Genomic DNA, 14,601 nt, shown 5'->3' with positions numbered 1-14,601 from the left:
GGCGATCATGAGTGACGAGCCCCGCACCCTTCCGCGCAGAACACCCCGTTCCCGCCCGCACCGCATCCTCGTGCTGGCACTGGACGGGGTGTCTGCCATGGATCTCGGCGTCCCCGTCCAGGTCTTCGGGCGGGAGTCGAACGCAGCCACAGACCGCACCCGCGCCGAGGCGGCCCCACGCTCCCAGCCGAATCCGAGCGGTGAGGCGGCTTCCGCCGTGCCCAGCGGACGGCCGACGACCGTGCCCGCAGGCAGCTGGCCCTATGAAGTCGAGGTCTGTGGCATCACCGCAGGCAAAGTTACCGGTTCGGACGGGCTCGACTATTCCGTGGATCGGGGGCTCGAGGCCCTGGCGACCGCGGACACGATCATCCTGCCGGGTGCCACCTCGGCGGTGGCAGAAGAACCACCGGCCTCGGTCGTCGGGGCGCTCCTCTCGGCTTTCGAACGCGGCGCGCGGATCGCCGCCATCTCCACCGGCACCTTCGTCCTCGCGCGCACGGGTCTGCTCGTCGGGCGACGCGCCACCACGCACTGGTCGACGGCGAAGGAGCTCGCCCGACGGTTCCCCTCGACCAAGGTCGACGAAAACGTCCTCTTCATCGACGAAGGACAGCTGCTGACCTCCGCCGGAGCCGCCTCGGCGATCGATCTGTGCCTTCACCTCATCCGCAGCGATCACGGCGTCGGACTGTCCAACCAGGTCGCCCGGCGACTCGTTGCCGCCGCCTACCGCAGCGCCGGGCAGGCGCAGTACGTGCCGCGCAGCGTGCCCGACCCGCTCGGCGACGACTTCGCCGACACCCGCGAATGGGCGCTTCAGCACATCGGCGAGAAGATCACCCTGCGCGATCTCGCCGCCAACGCCGGAGTCTCCGTGCGCACCTTCTCCCGCCGCTTCGTCGAAGACACCGGCTACACACCGATGCAGTGGGTGCTCAGAGCCCGAGTCGATGTCGCCCGGGAGCTCTTGGAGAACTCCGACCTGGGCATCGAACAGATCGCTGACCAGGTGGGACTCGGAACGGGTGCGAATCTGCGGATGCATTTTCAGCGCATCCTCTCGACCTCCCCGAACGACTACCGTCACTCCTTCCAGGGCTGAAAGCGGGCGCTCGCCAGGGCGAGGATCTGACACTTCCGGGCCGAGCTGGAGCATTTTTCGGCACATTTCAGGGGCCCGGATCACACGAAGACGACGGTGGCCAGAAACTTTCGGCCTTTGGCAATACGACTGGCGAGAACCTTGCGTAGATTGTCTTGCTGGCCACTGTTGGCGTTTGTGGAGATCGCCCATGATGGAGATATCAAGACGAATCCCGTGTTCAACATCTACAAGGAGTGACATTGACTCGCATCGCCATCAATGGTTTCGGTCGCATCGGACGCAGCACCCTGCGCGCGCTGATCGAGCGCGGCAGCGAGCTCGAGGTCGTGGCCATCAACGACCTGGGCCCCGTGGACGATCTCGCTCGGCTGCTGAAGTTCGACACCACCCTCGGGCGCTTCAACCATGACGTCGAGGCCACGGATGATGAGATCGTCATCGACGGCAAGGCCATCAAGGTCTTCGCCGAGAAGGATCCGGCCAAACTGCCCTGGGGTGAGCTCGACATCGACATCGCGCTCGAATCGACCGGCCGCTTCACCAAGGCCGAAAAGGCCAGCGCCCACATCACCGCCGGCGCGAAGAAGGTCCTCGTCTCCGCTCCCTCGAAGGGTGCCGACCTCACCCTCGCCTACGGAGTGAACAACGAGGCGTACAAGCCCGAGCACACCGTCATCTCCAACGCCTCCTGCACGACGAACGCCCTGGCCCCGCTGGCCAAGGTCCTCGACGACCTCGCCGGAATCGAGCAGGGCTTCATGACCACCGTCCACGCCTACACGGGTGACCAGATGGTCCAGGACGGCCCGCACAAGGATCCCCGCCGTGCCCGCGCCGCCGCCGAGAACATGATCCCCACCTCGACGGGTGCGGCCAAGGCAATCGGCCTCGTCCTCCCGCAGCTCGACGGCAAGCTGTCCGGCGATGCCATCCGCGTGCCGGTCCCGGTCGGATCGATCGTCGAGATCAACACGACCGTCTCCCGTGAGGTCACCCGCGACGAGGTGCTCGACGCCTACAAGAGGGCCGCCGAGGGTGAGCTCAAGGGCATCCTCGACTATGAGACCGAGCCCGTCGTCTCCTCCGATATCGTCGGTCAGCCCGCTTCGTCGATCTTCGACTCCGCACTCACCCGCGTCGTCGGCAACCACGTCAAGGTCGTTGCCTGGTATGACAACGAGTGGGGCTTCTCCAATCGTGTCGTCGACAACCTCGAGTTCATCGGCAAGAACTGACGTTCTCCGCTGATACTCGCCTGATCTTCATCGGCGATATCCGCCGGTGACTTCGAACGTCGCCGAGGTGGTTGCTCGGCGCCGACGGATGCACCTGTGGCCTCGAATCCGCTCCGCGCGGATTCGAGGCCACAGTCGTCGCAACGGAATTCCCGGAAGTCACAAGGGGACTCCCTGGCAGGGCTTCGCCTCACCGAGGAGGCCCTGCGTCTGCGCGCGGCGCTCAGACGTCGTCGGCGCCGGGGGTGCCGCCTTCGTCTTCCCAGCGTTCGATGGCGCGGACCTTTGCGCGGCTGAACTTCAGGCGGATGCCGTAGCCGCCTTCCTTGCCGTCGGGAATGAACCGCGCGCCGTACTGTTCGAGGGCGAGGATGAGTCGACGCTCCTGCTCGGCGGTCAGGTCCGCTGTCCCCTTTTCGTAGTCCTTGAGTTCGGACTTGTCGATCTCAGCTTTGTCTGCCACGTGCTTGGCCGAGACCTGGCAGAGGATCCGCGTTGCGCGCGCCAGGGGGCCGTCGATGATGATCTCTTCTGTGCTCATGGCTCCACCTTGCCAGAGGCCATGATGGCTGCCAAGGACGGGCGACCGGCCTCTTGGCCTGATTCGCCGCCGGCGGCGGATTGGGATCGCTGCGCACATCTCAGCCCGGTGCAGTGTGTAGAAGCAGGTGAAACTGCGGACCAATGGTGTTCTAGTCATTCCCGAGCAAGTCATGTCAGTGCCGCGGTCTAATGTTCTGTCCACGCATCCGACATCGGAGTCGGAGGTGACGCCTCGCAGGGTGCGGCGCACGACGGAAGGTCAGAACAATGATGATCACGACCAACAGCGTCGCTCGTTTGGCGCAGAGGTGCGGAGAGTTCCTCGGCGACTTCGGCCAGACGATGACAACGAGCTACCCGGCGAGCCTCGCGCTGTGCATCCTCGACGCAATCTATTCGACGGGCTCCCACCCGACGGCGGTGGATAAAGTCGTCGCCCGGTACATCGCCCAGCACGGAGAAGCCCATGGAGCGAAGTCGCTGCGCTACTCGATCGCCGCCGCAGGTGGGGCACGTCCGTGGGCTGAGTTCGAGGCGTGCAACCTCAAACCGGCCAGCACCCGCCCGGGGGCGGTGCTCAAGGCCGAGGTCGTCGACGACGCCACCCGAGTCATGGCTGACTATGGGATCGATGATGTCGGTGATCTGCTTGAAGCGGTTGGCGAGGGAGTCGGCAACGATGCGTTCTCCAACGACGTCTCGAAGGCCTGGCGAGCTCTGCCCAGCCAGAGCTCGGGCATCACGTGGCTCCACCTGCTGATGCTCGCCGGGTGTCCTCAGTTCGAGGTCGACGACAAGGTGGTCGGATATCTCGCCGAGGTGGCCGACCCCGAAGCCGATCTCACCGTCGACTACGTGCACGATGAGATCCACGCAGTCGCCCGCGTGCTCGACACCGAGGTGTCAGCCGTCCGAAGGATCGTCTGGCAGGCTTCGCACGGCCGTATCCTCTCACTGCTCAAGGACGAGGACCTTCTGCCGGCTGACGGTCCGATCGAGGGTCCTGAGACGTCCAGTTCGGTCTGGGAGTTCAGCCCGGAACCGGTTGCGGGCAGGCCCTTCTGAACTGAGTCGAGCAGTGCGCTCGGCTCAGCGACCCACGTTGCGCCGGTGCTGTGCGGCCAGCCGCACCGGCGCGTTCGGGGCGCCGTATCCCTGGTAGTCATTGCGGCGTTCGACCATCTCGAAGAACACCGATCCGATCGTCGAGGTGTAGAAATGGAGGAACTCGCCGCTGCCGTCGCGGTCGTAGAGGATGTTGTTCGTCCGCAGCCGTTCGAGCAGATTGGGGGCGAGATCGAAACGAGCCTCGAGATCCTCGTAGTAGTTCTCGGGAACAGGCAGGAAGTCCAACCCTCGTGAGACCGCGGTCTCTGCGGCCGTGAAGATGTCATCGCAGGCGAGAGCGACGTGCTCGGGGTAGCCACCGGTCGTCGAAGTTTCGGCAGAACGCGGCGCGAGGTTGAGCGGCATGCGGATCGCCCCGTCGGAGCTTGCCATCACCTGCGACCGGACGAGACCCGAGGGGCTGGGCACATCGTTCGAGACCTGAGCGTGGAGCGCGAGAAGAGAGGTGTAGAAGAGCACCGCTTCGTCATAGTGGTGGGCCGGCTGTGCGAGGTTGACGTGGTCGATGGCCGAGCGGCGATCGTCGGGGACGTTGCCGAACTCCTCGGTCCACGTGGGGTCGATGCCGGTTCCGTTGCCGAAGAATACCTCGGACCCGTCGGGAGCGAAGACGCCGCGCAGGATCTCCTCGTCATGGGCCTGGTCGCGGGGGACCTCGGTCGCCTGGAGCAGAATCGCCCGATTGATCGCGGCGTCGGCATCGGCCACGGCGAAGCCGATGCCGTGCAGATGGGTTCCCGATCCGGTGGGTGCGCCAGAGGGCTCGGACTCCACGGGGTCGACACCAGCGGATTCGGTGACGACGATGCGTGCCTGTCCGCGACGCCACAGCTGGACGTGCGGCTTCGTGCGGTGGAATCCGACGAAGCGGAATCCGAGCTGGTGGATCTGCCGGGTCAGTGCCCCGAGGTCGTCGGTGCCGAGCTCGACGTAGTCGACGCCGCGAGGTTCGGCGACCTCGGGCAGTCGCTGCAGGTCGAGACGCACTCGTCCCGCACCGGCGGCTGCAGGAGTGCCGCTGGCCGAACCCGGGTCATTGTCCTCAGACACCTGATCCGCGGTCGCCGCTTCGAGCCACCGTAGGGAACGCAGTCCGTCGACGGCGGTGCGCTGGGTGTCGGCCTGTCGGAAGGAGTCGTTGAAGACTTCGAGCGACACCGGTCCGGCATAACCGGTCCCGGCGACGCGAGCGAGGAAGTCGGTGAGGTCCCACGAGCCTTCGCCGGGGAAGACTCGGTGGTGACGGGACCAGCTGAGCACGTCCATCGACAGGGCCGGAGCGTCGGCGAGCTGGAGGAAGAAGATCTTCTCGCCCGGGATCTCGGCAATGCGCGAGAGGTCCGTGCCGCGCGAGAGGATGTGGAAGCTGTCGAGGCAGGTGCCGATGCGCGGATGGTCGGCGGCCTTGACGAGGTCCCAGGCGCGATCGTATTCGGAGACGAATCGCCCCCAGGCCAGCGCCTCGTAGGCGACATTGATGCCGTATCTCTCTGCCAGATCGCCGAGGCGGCGCAGCTGATCGATGACGACTTCATCATCATCGACGGTTGCGGTGGCGACGTTCGAGCACAGCAGGATCGTGGTCATGCCCATTCGCTTCATCAGCTGGAACTTGGCCTCGGCCCGGGCCAGATTGGCGGCGAACTGCTCCTCCTCGACTCCTTCGAAATCGCGGAAGGGCTGATAGAGGTCAAGACTCAGCCCGAGCTCTGCGGCCAGTTCGGCAATCTTCTCGGGCGAGTTGGGCGAGACGATGAGATCCTGTTCGAAGATCTCGACCCCGTCGAATCCTGCCGTTGCGGCAGCCTGCAGCTTCTCCTCGAGCGTGCCCGACAGGCACACCGTGGCAATCGAAGTTCTCATCGTGACCTTTCCTCGTGGACGACATCGATCTCTTCCAGGCTCAGTCCCTTCGTCTCCTTCGCCGTCATCGCGACCAGACCGACGACGACGCAGACACCCGCGGTGAACGCGGCGACCGAGACCCAATTCTCTCCTCCGGCACCGGCGACAGCGGAAGCGAGGACCGGAGCCAGACCGCCCGAGACTGCGAATCCGACCTGTGTGCCCAGTGCCAGCCCTGTCACTCGTGCCGTCGTCGGGAACATCTCGGCGTAGAAGGAGGGCCAGATGGAATTGGCCAGCGAGTACGCGCAGCCGGACATGATGGCGCCGAAGACGAAGATGAGCGGCCAGTTTCCGGCCGAGACCGCACCCAGGTACGGGAACATCATCAGACCCGATCCGACGGCACCGGTGATGAAGACCGGCTTCCGGCCGAATCGGTCGGAGAGCAGCGCAGCCGTCGGGATCGCGAACAGGGCGACACCATTGGCGATGACCGAGACGAGAAGCATGGTCGAGCGCTCGAGGCCGACGATCGACGTGGCGAACGACAGCGACCAGACGGTGAAGACCATATTCACGGTGTTGACCATGGCGCACACGGCCACGCGGACGACCGCAGCCTTGTGCCACCGGAAGACCTGCATGAGCGGTGGGTTCTCAACCCGCGACTCCTTGAATGCCGGCGGCTCCTCGAGCCCGCGACGGATGAGCCAGGCGGTGAGCACGACGAGTGCCGACAGCCAGAACGGTACACGCCAACCCCAGCTGAAGAGTGCTTCGTCAGGCAGGAAGGCAGTGAAGGGAATGAACACGGCTGTGGCCAGCAGGGTGCCGGCCTGAGTGCCGTGCAAGGTCCAGCTCGTCGTCCACGACCGTTTCTCCTCGTCCGAATGTTCGAGGGAGACTGAGATTGCGCTCGCCTGTTCACCCGAAGCCGACAGGCCCTGGATGATGCGGCAGAGCACGAGCAGGATCGGAGCGAGCATTCCGACCTGGTCATAGGTCGGCAGGCAGCCGACGACGAAGGTCGACACGCCCATCATGAACAGAGTGAGCATGAGGACGAACTTGCGACCGAAGCGGTCACCGAGCGGTCCCATGATGAGCGCACCCAGCGGACGCACGACATAGGCGACCCCGACCGTACCCATCGCCAGCAGAATGGCGATCCCCGGTGCGGTGGTCTCGGGGAAGAACAGAGTGTTGAGCACCAGCGCTGCCGCGGTCCCGTAGACCGCGAAGTCGTAGTACTCCAGGGCCGAACCCGTCCAACTCGACAGGGCCGCGCGCAGCGGTGTCTTCTTCGTGGGGCGAGCTTCCTCGATCGCGTTGCTCATGCTTCCTCGCATTTCTCACTCTCAGGACTTATCAACGGCCTCGGCGCTGTCGCGCGTGCATCGGACCGACACTGCATTGCCATAGTGTGGCAATAATTGTTACATTGTGGTTTACAGTGTGATTGAGATGACATAGCCTGTCAACGTGGAACGCACGAATTCTGCTTTCCGGACTCACGAACCACCCGCACATACTGCCCCAGCACCACCGAACTGCCACAGCAACGCAAGGAGGCGAAGCATGCCGCCCAAGGGCTCGAACTCGGTGACGAAGACCTTCGAGATGCTCGAACTCCTCGGCGAATCACCCGAGGGGATCAGCGCCGCCCAGGCCGCCGAGACGACCGGCTACCCCTTCTCGACCGCTTACCGCCTCCTCGGCGGACTCGTCGAATCCGGGTATGCCAGCTTCGATGCGCGCACGAAGATCTACACTCTCGGGATGGAGGTCTTCCGCCTCGCCCAGAAGGTCGCGCACCGGCAGGGACTGTCCGGAGCGACGAAGGATCTGCTGCAGGAACTGACGAAGTCCACCGGCGAATCGAGCATCCTCGCCATCCGCCGCGGCAATGCCGCACTGACCGTGCTCACCGTCGACGGCCCCCAGTTCCGCACGACCACCGACCCCGGAGACGAATCTCCGTTGCACACCTCGGCGATCGGTCAGGCTCTGCTTGCTCACGACCCGAATGCCGACGTCACGGTCGAGGCCCTCAGCCTCGAGGCGCGCACCCCTTACTCGATCACCGATCCGGCGCAGATGCGACGCAAACTCGAACAGATCCGAGAAACCGGATGGGCGGGACAGTCCGAAGAGAACGACATCGGCATGAACGCCCTGGCCGTGCCCGTCTTCGATCTCGACGGCACCCTGCTGGCCTCGCTCGCGCTCGCCGCGCCCGTCTTCCGCCGCAGTCTCGACGAACTGGTCGCGCTCGTCCCCCAGCTGACCGAGACCGCGGCCTCCATCGCCGCCCGATTCCCGAGGTGACCATGCCCGCAACCACTGCCGAAGCTGCACCTGGCCCAATGACTCCCCGGCCCGAGATCCTTGTCCTCAACGGACCCAACCTCAACCTCCTCGGGGAGCGCGAACCGGAGATCTACGGCCGCACCACGCTGGCCGATATCGAGGCCATGTGTGCCGACACCGCCGCCGAGGCGGGGCTGAGCGTTCACTGCATCCAGAGCAACCATGAGGGTGGGCTCATCGATGCCGTCCATGCGGCCCGGCGCTCCACGGTCGGTGCGATCATCAACGCCGGAGCGTACACGCACACCTCCCTGGCCCTGCACGATGCGCTGAAATCCTATGACCACCCGATCATCGAGGTGCATCTGAGCAACCCGCATGCGCGGGAAGCCGTGCGCCACCACTCCTACCTCTCACCCGTGGCCGCGGCCGTCATCGCCGGAGCCGGTGCGAAGGGCTACGTTCACGCGGTCGAGATCCTCATCGACCACCTCACGAACGCGAAAGCGAGACTATGACCTCATCCCTCCTCCTCGGCCTCATCGGCGATGGCATCTCCGCCTCCCGCACCCCGCGGATGCACGAGAACGAAGGTGCCGCACATTCCATCCCCACGATCTACCGCACCATCGACATCAGCAGCCCCCACCTCGCCGAGGCGACACTGACGGAGCTGCTCACCGCAGCGATCCGCCTCGGTTTCGACGGGCTCAACATCACTCATCCGTTCAAGCAGCAGGTCATCGGCCTCCTCGATGAGGTCGATCCCGTGGCCGCGCGCATCAATTCGGTCAACACCGTCGTCATCGACAGCGCCGGACGGACGACGGGATACAACACCGATGTCACCGGTTTTGCCGCCGGATTCCGTGCCGGACTGGACGGTGCCGCCACCGAGGCGGTCGTGCAGATCGGTGCGGGCGGAGCCGGCCGTGCGGTCGGGTTCGCACTTGCGCAACTCGGAATCGGCGACCTCATCATCGCTGACACCGATGTGCAGCGTGCCGAAGGACTCGCCACGGACATCGTAGAAACGACATCGGTCGGAACTCGGGCGCGAGCGATCGGGCTCGATGAGCTGGAAGGGGCGGCCGCCTCGGCGCAGGGGATCGTCAACGCCACCCCGGTGGGGATGAAGGCGTACCCGGGAACTCCGGTCGACACTTCCGTGTTCGGGTTGGATACCTGGGTGGCCGACGTCGTGTACTTCCCACTCGAGACGCAGCTGCTCGCCGAAGCCAGAGCGAAGGGCTGCCGCACGCTCGACGGATCGGGGATGGCGGTCAATCAGGCCATCGACGCGTTCGAACTCTTCAGCGGCCAGAAGGCCGACCCGCAGCGCATGCGTGAGACCTTCCTGTCCTTCGGTTCCTGATCCGAGACACCTGACCAGGATCCGAAGCGGCTCCCGGTTCGGCGGGAATGGTCAGTTCTCGGAGGTGCCGCCTGCGGCTTCGGCCTTCTTCTGCTTGCGGTATTCCTTGAAGAAGCTGATGGCGAAGATGCCGACGATCAGGGCCAGGGTCAGCCACAGGGCGTACTTGTCGATGACCTTGAGGATGTCGACCGCGGCTTCTCCGAGCTGATAGCCCAGGAATGTCCAGATGAGCGTGAAGATGAGGCAGCCGAGGAGGTCGGCGACGAGGAACAGCGACAGGCGCATCCGCGTCCACCCAGCGACGAGGTAGACGAGGGTGCCCGGTATTCCCGGGCAGCGCGAGATCAGCGTCATGAGGAACAGCGCCCAGTTCGGGATCTTCTTCAGCTGGTTGATGCGTTTGAGCTGGCGTTCGTTCTGTGCGAAGAGCCGCAGCACACCGTCGCCCCACCGGCGCCCGGCCAGCCAGAACGCCCAATCGAGTTTGGCCATGCCGACGAAACCGGCGACGATGACCAGCCACAGCGGGATCTCACCGACGCGGGCATAGGCGGCGGCAGCGACGATCGAGGTCTTCGCGCCGTTGATGAATTCCTGGACGACCGGGGCATTGACGAGCATCCACGGTCGCAGCGGCATGAGGCCGAGGTAGATGAGCGGGACGCCGATGATGATGAACAGCAGCAGCTTGTCGAGGCCTTGAGCCTTGCCCTGCCAGGGTTTGATCGCCGCCCACGGATTCTCCTTGGCCTCGGGCTCGGAGGTGGCATCCGGCTCAGTGGTTGCGGAACCGTCTGCCTGCGCGGAACCATCGTCCGGCTCGGGGGACTCGGGCATCGGCGATGAGGAGTCTGCGGATACGGGCTCAGCCTGGTCGCGGTCCGCGCGATCGTCGCTCATCGGTGGGCTCCTGCGGGTCGTCGTGGCGGTCGGCGCTTACGGTATCACAGGCGCCCGAACACTCCACCTAAGAAGACTCTCATCGCCTCCGGCTCGACTTTGCGGCAGGCCTTGGGCAATGTGGACGGTATGGGTGGACGATCGAAGATCATCGGCTGGATTGTGGCCGGTCTCGTTGTCATGCTCGCACTGCTGACCGTGCTCATCGTTCGCAACACCACCCAAGCGGACCCGCCGGATCTCAGCCCGGTGGAAGTCACCCCCGAACCGACGGAGACCTCCAAGACGTCAGATGCAGACGCCGACAGCTCTGCCGACGAAGACTCGACTGGTGCCTCCGACACCGGCGCCTCCGACACCGGTGCCTCCGCTGCCGAGGACTCAGATGCCGCGGACTCCGGAGGCGAGGATTCGCGAGAACCTGATGAGATCGAGCACTCCTACGAACCGGTGCCCAACCCGCCTCGTGAAGTCCCCGACGACGATGATGGCGGGGACGACGACGGCGACGATGATGACCGGGACGATGACGATGACGGGGACGACGATGACGACTGAACGGCGCGTCGGGCTGACCGTTCAGAACCGGTTGACCATCACCGTTGCCGCACTGTCCGTGCTCACCCTCTCCATCGTCGGCCTCATCCTCTACACCGTGGAGTCGAACAACGTCTCCAGCCGGACCACCGCCTCGATGTCCCAAGAGGTCGACGAGATGCGGACGTTCTCCGAGAACGGGATCGATCCGCAGACCGGCAGACCATTCGCCTCCGTCGATGAGATCCTCAGCAATTTCCTCGCCCAGAACAGGCCGGACGAGGACGAGGTGCTGTTCGCGTTCCTCACCGACGGCCGCGTGCTCTATCAGGGTGAACCGAAGGACCTCCTCGGCAGGTCGAGCGACTTCGAGAAAGCCGTAGCCGGGGCGGCCGAGAAAGGCGGGGAGATCCGCCTGACCGTCGGTGACGTCGAATACGAAGGCTTCGTCCTGCCCATCGCCGGCACCGAGGCGGGAGCGGGCACGGCCACGGACACCCAGACCGCGCCCACCGATTCGACGTCCCGGACGAAGGGCGTCGGCGAGGTGGCGGGCGGAGCGGCCGCGACGAACGGGGCGGGAGCCTTCGTCGTCGTCCACAACGTCTCGGCCAGCCATGCCGACCTCGTGCAGATCATGCAGATCTATGTCGTCGTCGCGCTCGCCGCCACTCTGCTCATCGCCGGACTCTCCTCACTTCTGGCGCGCCGGCTGCTGTCACCGGTGACCGAGCTGAGGCAGACCGCGCAGTCGATCTCCGGCGGTGATCTCAGCAGTCGTCTGGAGACGAAGGGCCATGACGACATTGCCGAACTCGGGCACACCTTCAACGAGATGCTCGATCGCCTCGAGGCGGCTTTCGAAGCTCAGCGGCGCTTCCTCGACGACGTCGGGCACGAGCTGCGCACGCCACTGACCATCCTCGGCGGTCACCTCGAGACGATGAATGCAGAGGACGTCGGCGATGTCGAGGAGACCCGGGCGATGCTGCTCGATGAGACGGATCGGATGGGTCGCCTCGTCGAGGAGCTGCTCCTGCTGGCTCGTGCCCGCCGCCCTGATTTCGTGCGTTTCGCCGAGGTGGACCTCAGCGGGGTCGTGTCCGATTCCCTGGCGAAGGCCAAAGGACTGGGCCACCGGGAATGGGGCCTCGAGGCGCCCGAATCGCTGAGTTTCCGCGGGGATCGACAGCGCCTGACGCAGGCGCTTCTGCAGCTGGCGTCCAATGCCGTCGAGCACACCGAGGACGGTCAGAAGATCGTCTTCGGTGCCCGGGACGACTCCGAATCCGTGCACATCTGGGTCCGCGACGAAGGCAAAGGGGTGCCCGACGAGATCGCTGATGACATCTTCGACCGTTTCTGCCGTGGGTCGACCGACGGAGCCGGGTTCGGGTTGGGCCTGTCGATCATCTCCGCCATCGCCGAGGCGCACGGAGGCACGGTCGTGCTCGACCGGACCGCCATCGGTGCACAGTTCCGCATGATCCTGCCGAAAGGACAGAAGTGAAGAGCATTCTCGTGATCGAGGACGAGGCGCGGATCTCCGCCTTCATCTCGAAGGGCCTGACCGCCGCCGGGTTCAGTCCGCAGACCGCCGCCGACGGCCTCACCGGGCGAGACCTGGCAATGACGGGCGACTTCGCGCTCGTCATCCTCGACATCGGTCTGCCCGTCCTCGACGGTTTCACCGTGCTCGGGCAGCTGCGTGAACGGCGACCCGAACTGCCGGTGCTCGTGCTCACCGCCCGGGACAACCCGGACGACACGATCTACGCTCTCGAGTCCGGGGCGGTCGACTATATGATCAAGCCCTTCCGATTCGCGGAGCTGCTGGCTCGCGTTCGTCTGCGGCTCAAGGAGAGCCCGCAGGAGCAGGAGGTCACGGAGCTCATTCGCGATGAGGTGCGCATCGATCTGCTCAAGAGGCAGGTGTGGGTCAGAGACCGTCTCGTCGAACTCTCGGCTCGGGAACTGTCCCTGGCCGAGATCCTGCTGCGTAACAGAGGCAACGTCCTCTCCCGCGAACAGCTGCTCTCCCACGTGTGGGGATTCGACTTCGACCCCGGCTCGAACGTCGTCGACGTCTACATCGGGTACCTGCGCAAGAAGCTCGGCTCCGATTTCGTCACCACCGTGCGGGGGTTCGGCTACCGCGTGGACTGAACCTAAGATCTTTCTCATCCGCGTCTTAATCTCGTCTTAATCACAGCCGACAAGCTGAGATGTATGAGAAGACGATTGAGAATCGCACTGTTCTCCCACGACTCGCTGGGACTGGGCCACATCCGCCGCAACCGGGCTCTGGCCTTCGCTCTGGCCCGGGACCTGTCGGCGCTGACCGGCCGAGAGGTCTCCGGCCTGCTCATCGCCAGCAGTCCCGAGGCCACGCGATTCGACCTGCCTGACGGTTGGGACTGGGTGATCCTGCCCGGAGTCACCCCCGCCCCCGGCGGCTACGTGCCACGGGCGCTCGCCTCCTCGATGCAGGGCCTGCGGGCGCTGCGGGCGGCGGCGATTTCGGCGATCCTCGACCAGCAGCGACCTGAGCTCTTCATCGTCGACCGGCACCCCTTCGGCATCGGCGGCGAGCTCGCCGGCGCCATCGACCAGGTCCGCGGCTACGGCTGCCGTACGGTCCTCGGGCTGCGCGAAGTCCTCGACACCCCGTCCGTCATCGCTGCCGAATGGGAGAAGGTCGGAGGGCCCGCACGTGTGGCCGAATCCTTCGACGCAGTCTGGATCTACGGTGACCCGGACGTCTACGATCCCCGGTCCACCGGCGAAGTGCCCGCGACACTGGCGGCCAAGGCCGTGACCACCGGCTACCTGTCACAGGACCGCCCCGATGACGGCGGCGTTCTGCCGGCAGGCACCGAGGCTACGGGTGTCGAGACGGCAGGGGGCGGGGCAGAGAGTTTCGTCCTCACCTGCCTCGGCGGGGGATCGGACGGTGGCAGCCTCGCCTCGATCGCTGTGGACGCCGAACCGCCCGATGGCCACCGTCACCTCGTCGTCACCGGTCCGCAGATGGACACCGAGGAGTTCACACGACTGCGTGCGCGTGCCGGTGCGGCCACCACAGTCATCCGTCACTGTGATGACATTCCCGGACTCGTCGCCGCTGCCGAGGCGGTCGTGTGCATGGGCGGGTACAACACTCTGGCCGAACTCATGGCCACCGATACCCCCGCTCTCGTCGTCCCCCGCAAGGGACACCGGGCCGAACAGCCCAGGCGGGCGTTCGCCCTCGCCGCAGCCGGAGCGGTCGACGCTCTGACGATCGACAACCTCGACGCCGATGTGCTCAGCGAATGGTTAGCCGGCCGGGTCGGGCGACCCGCAGACCGTTCCAATATCGATCTCACCGGATTGGCCACCGTCCCCCGCCTGGCCGCTGAACTCATCGCTGATGTCCGCGCCGAGGCAACGGCACTCGGATCCGAAACCGCACTGACGCCGACAACCGCACCGGCGTCAACCGCACCGGCGACAACATCGGCGACGGCGACCGCGGCCGCCGGCACAGCACCGTCCGCCCGTCTGCCCGTCACCCTGGAGGAGACCAGCCATGCTGTCTGAACAGACACCAAACCTTTCAACACCGGCACCGC

The 14,601-nt window shown here is 65.4% G+C and carries 14 protein-coding genes; 10 read left to right on the top strand and 4 right to left on the bottom strand.

Annotated features, from left to right (window positions below):
* The first annotated feature begins 7 nt into the window (after positions 1 to 7).
* Both ACOZ9V_RS16250 and gap read left to right on the top strand, forming a co-directional pair.
* Entirely contained in the window at positions 8 to 1,105 is a 1,098-nt protein-coding gene (locus ACOZ9V_RS16250; RefSeq protein ID WP_434591739.1) for a GlxA family transcriptional regulator, read from the top strand.
* A gap of 242 nt (positions 1,106 to 1,347) precedes the next feature.
* Positions 1,348 to 2,343 carry a type I glyceraldehyde-3-phosphate dehydrogenase gene (gene gap / locus ACOZ9V_RS16245; RefSeq protein ID WP_434591737.1) on the top strand — a complete coding sequence of 332 codons (996 nt, stop codon included), beginning with the start codon at positions 1,348 to 1,350 and terminating at the stop codon, positions 2,341 to 2,343.
* Positions 2,344 to 2,566: 223 nt separating this feature from the next.
* Here the strand turns inward: gap and ACOZ9V_RS16240 are convergent, their stop codons facing one another.
* Positions 2,567 to 2,884 (bottom strand): transcriptional regulator, encoded by a 318-nt coding sequence (locus ACOZ9V_RS16240; protein ID WP_092010600.1) that lies wholly within the window; start codon positions 2,882 to 2,884, stop codon positions 2,567 to 2,569.
* Between the two features lie 269 nt (positions 2,885 to 3,153).
* Between ACOZ9V_RS16240 and ACOZ9V_RS16235 the strand changes: the two genes are divergently transcribed.
* Positions 3,154 to 3,951 carry a hypothetical protein gene (locus ACOZ9V_RS16235; protein WP_434591734.1) on the top strand — a complete coding sequence of 266 codons (798 nt, stop codon included), beginning with the start codon at positions 3,154 to 3,156 and terminating at the stop codon, positions 3,949 to 3,951.
* A gap of 24 nt (positions 3,952 to 3,975) precedes the next feature.
* Here the strand turns inward: ACOZ9V_RS16235 and ACOZ9V_RS16230 are convergent, their stop codons facing one another.
* Together ACOZ9V_RS16230 and ACOZ9V_RS16225 are read right to left on the bottom strand one after the other, a co-directional pair.
* Positions 3,976 to 5,877 carry a bifunctional sugar phosphate isomerase/epimerase/4-hydroxyphenylpyruvate dioxygenase family protein gene (locus tag ACOZ9V_RS16230; RefSeq protein WP_434591731.1) on the bottom strand — a complete coding sequence of 634 codons (1,902 nt, stop codon included), beginning with the start codon at positions 5,875 to 5,877 and terminating at the stop codon, positions 3,976 to 3,978.
* A complete protein-coding gene (locus ACOZ9V_RS16225) occupies positions 5,874 to 7,199 on the bottom strand; it encodes an MFS transporter (protein WP_434591728.1) in 1,326 nt (441 codons plus the stop codon). Before ACOZ9V_RS16225 ends, ACOZ9V_RS16230 begins: the two co-directional genes overlap by 4 nt.
* Positions 7,200 to 7,440: 241 nt before the next feature.
* On the opposite strand from ACOZ9V_RS16225, the gene ACOZ9V_RS16220 reads away from it, so the two are divergent.
* Genes ACOZ9V_RS16220 through ACOZ9V_RS16210 form a run of 3 tightly spaced genes read left to right on the top strand, consistent with a single transcriptional unit; the run spans position 7,441 to position 9,547 of the window.
* Positions 7,441 to 8,190 carry an IclR family transcriptional regulator gene (locus ACOZ9V_RS16220; RefSeq protein ID WP_434591725.1) on the top strand — a complete coding sequence of 250 codons (750 nt, stop codon included), beginning with the start codon at positions 7,441 to 7,443 and terminating at the stop codon, positions 8,188 to 8,190.
* Positions 8,191 to 8,192: 2 nt separating this feature from the next.
* Complete coding sequence (gene aroQ / locus ACOZ9V_RS16215; RefSeq protein WP_434591722.1) at positions 8,193 to 8,690, top strand: type II 3-dehydroquinate dehydratase; 498 nt, start codon at positions 8,193 to 8,195, stop codon at positions 8,688 to 8,690.
* Positions 8,687 to 9,547, top strand: coding sequence for a shikimate dehydrogenase (locus tag ACOZ9V_RS16210; protein WP_434591719.1), 861 nt, complete (start codon positions 8,687 to 8,689; stop codon positions 9,545 to 9,547). Before aroQ ends, ACOZ9V_RS16210 begins: the two co-directional genes overlap by 4 nt.
* Positions 9,548 to 9,598: 51 nt before the next feature.
* Here the strand turns inward: ACOZ9V_RS16210 and ACOZ9V_RS16205 are convergent, their stop codons facing one another.
* Positions 9,599 to 10,450 carry a DedA family protein gene (locus ACOZ9V_RS16205; RefSeq protein WP_434591715.1) on the bottom strand — a complete coding sequence of 284 codons (852 nt, stop codon included), beginning with the start codon at positions 10,448 to 10,450 and terminating at the stop codon, positions 9,599 to 9,601.
* A 129-nt stretch (positions 10,451 to 10,579) separates the two neighbouring features.
* Between ACOZ9V_RS16205 and ACOZ9V_RS16200 the strand changes: the two genes are divergently transcribed.
* The 4 genes from ACOZ9V_RS16200 (at position 10,580) to ACOZ9V_RS16185 (ending at position 14,569) form a co-directional block, all read left to right on the top strand.
* Complete coding sequence (locus ACOZ9V_RS16200) at positions 10,580 to 11,008, top strand: hypothetical protein (protein WP_434591712.1); 429 nt, start codon at positions 10,580 to 10,582, stop codon at positions 11,006 to 11,008.
* Complete coding sequence (locus ACOZ9V_RS16195) at positions 10,917 to 12,497, top strand: ATP-binding protein (RefSeq protein WP_434591709.1); 1,581 nt, start codon at positions 10,917 to 10,919, stop codon at positions 12,495 to 12,497. The genes ACOZ9V_RS16200 and ACOZ9V_RS16195 overlap by 92 nt, the downstream gene beginning before the upstream one ends.
* Complete coding sequence (locus tag ACOZ9V_RS16190; protein ID WP_434591706.1) at positions 12,494 to 13,153, top strand: response regulator transcription factor; 660 nt, start codon at positions 12,494 to 12,496, stop codon at positions 13,151 to 13,153. Before ACOZ9V_RS16195 ends, ACOZ9V_RS16190 begins: the two co-directional genes overlap by 4 nt.
* A gap of 75 nt (positions 13,154 to 13,228) precedes the next feature.
* Positions 13,229 to 14,569, top strand: a complete 1,341-nt coding sequence (locus tag ACOZ9V_RS16185; protein ID WP_434591703.1) for a glycosyltransferase family protein — start codon at positions 13,229 to 13,231, stop codon at positions 14,567 to 14,569.
* The last annotated feature ends 32 nt before the right edge of the window (positions 14,570 to 14,601 follow it).

This window comes from Brevibacterium sp. 1718 (genome assembly GCF_051131255.1).
Lineage (GTDB): Bacteria > Actinomycetota > Actinomycetes > Actinomycetales > Brevibacteriaceae > Brevibacterium > Brevibacterium sediminis.
The sequence above is the reverse complement of the archived record's forward strand: the minus strand, read 5'-3'. Positions and strand labels throughout refer to the sequence as shown.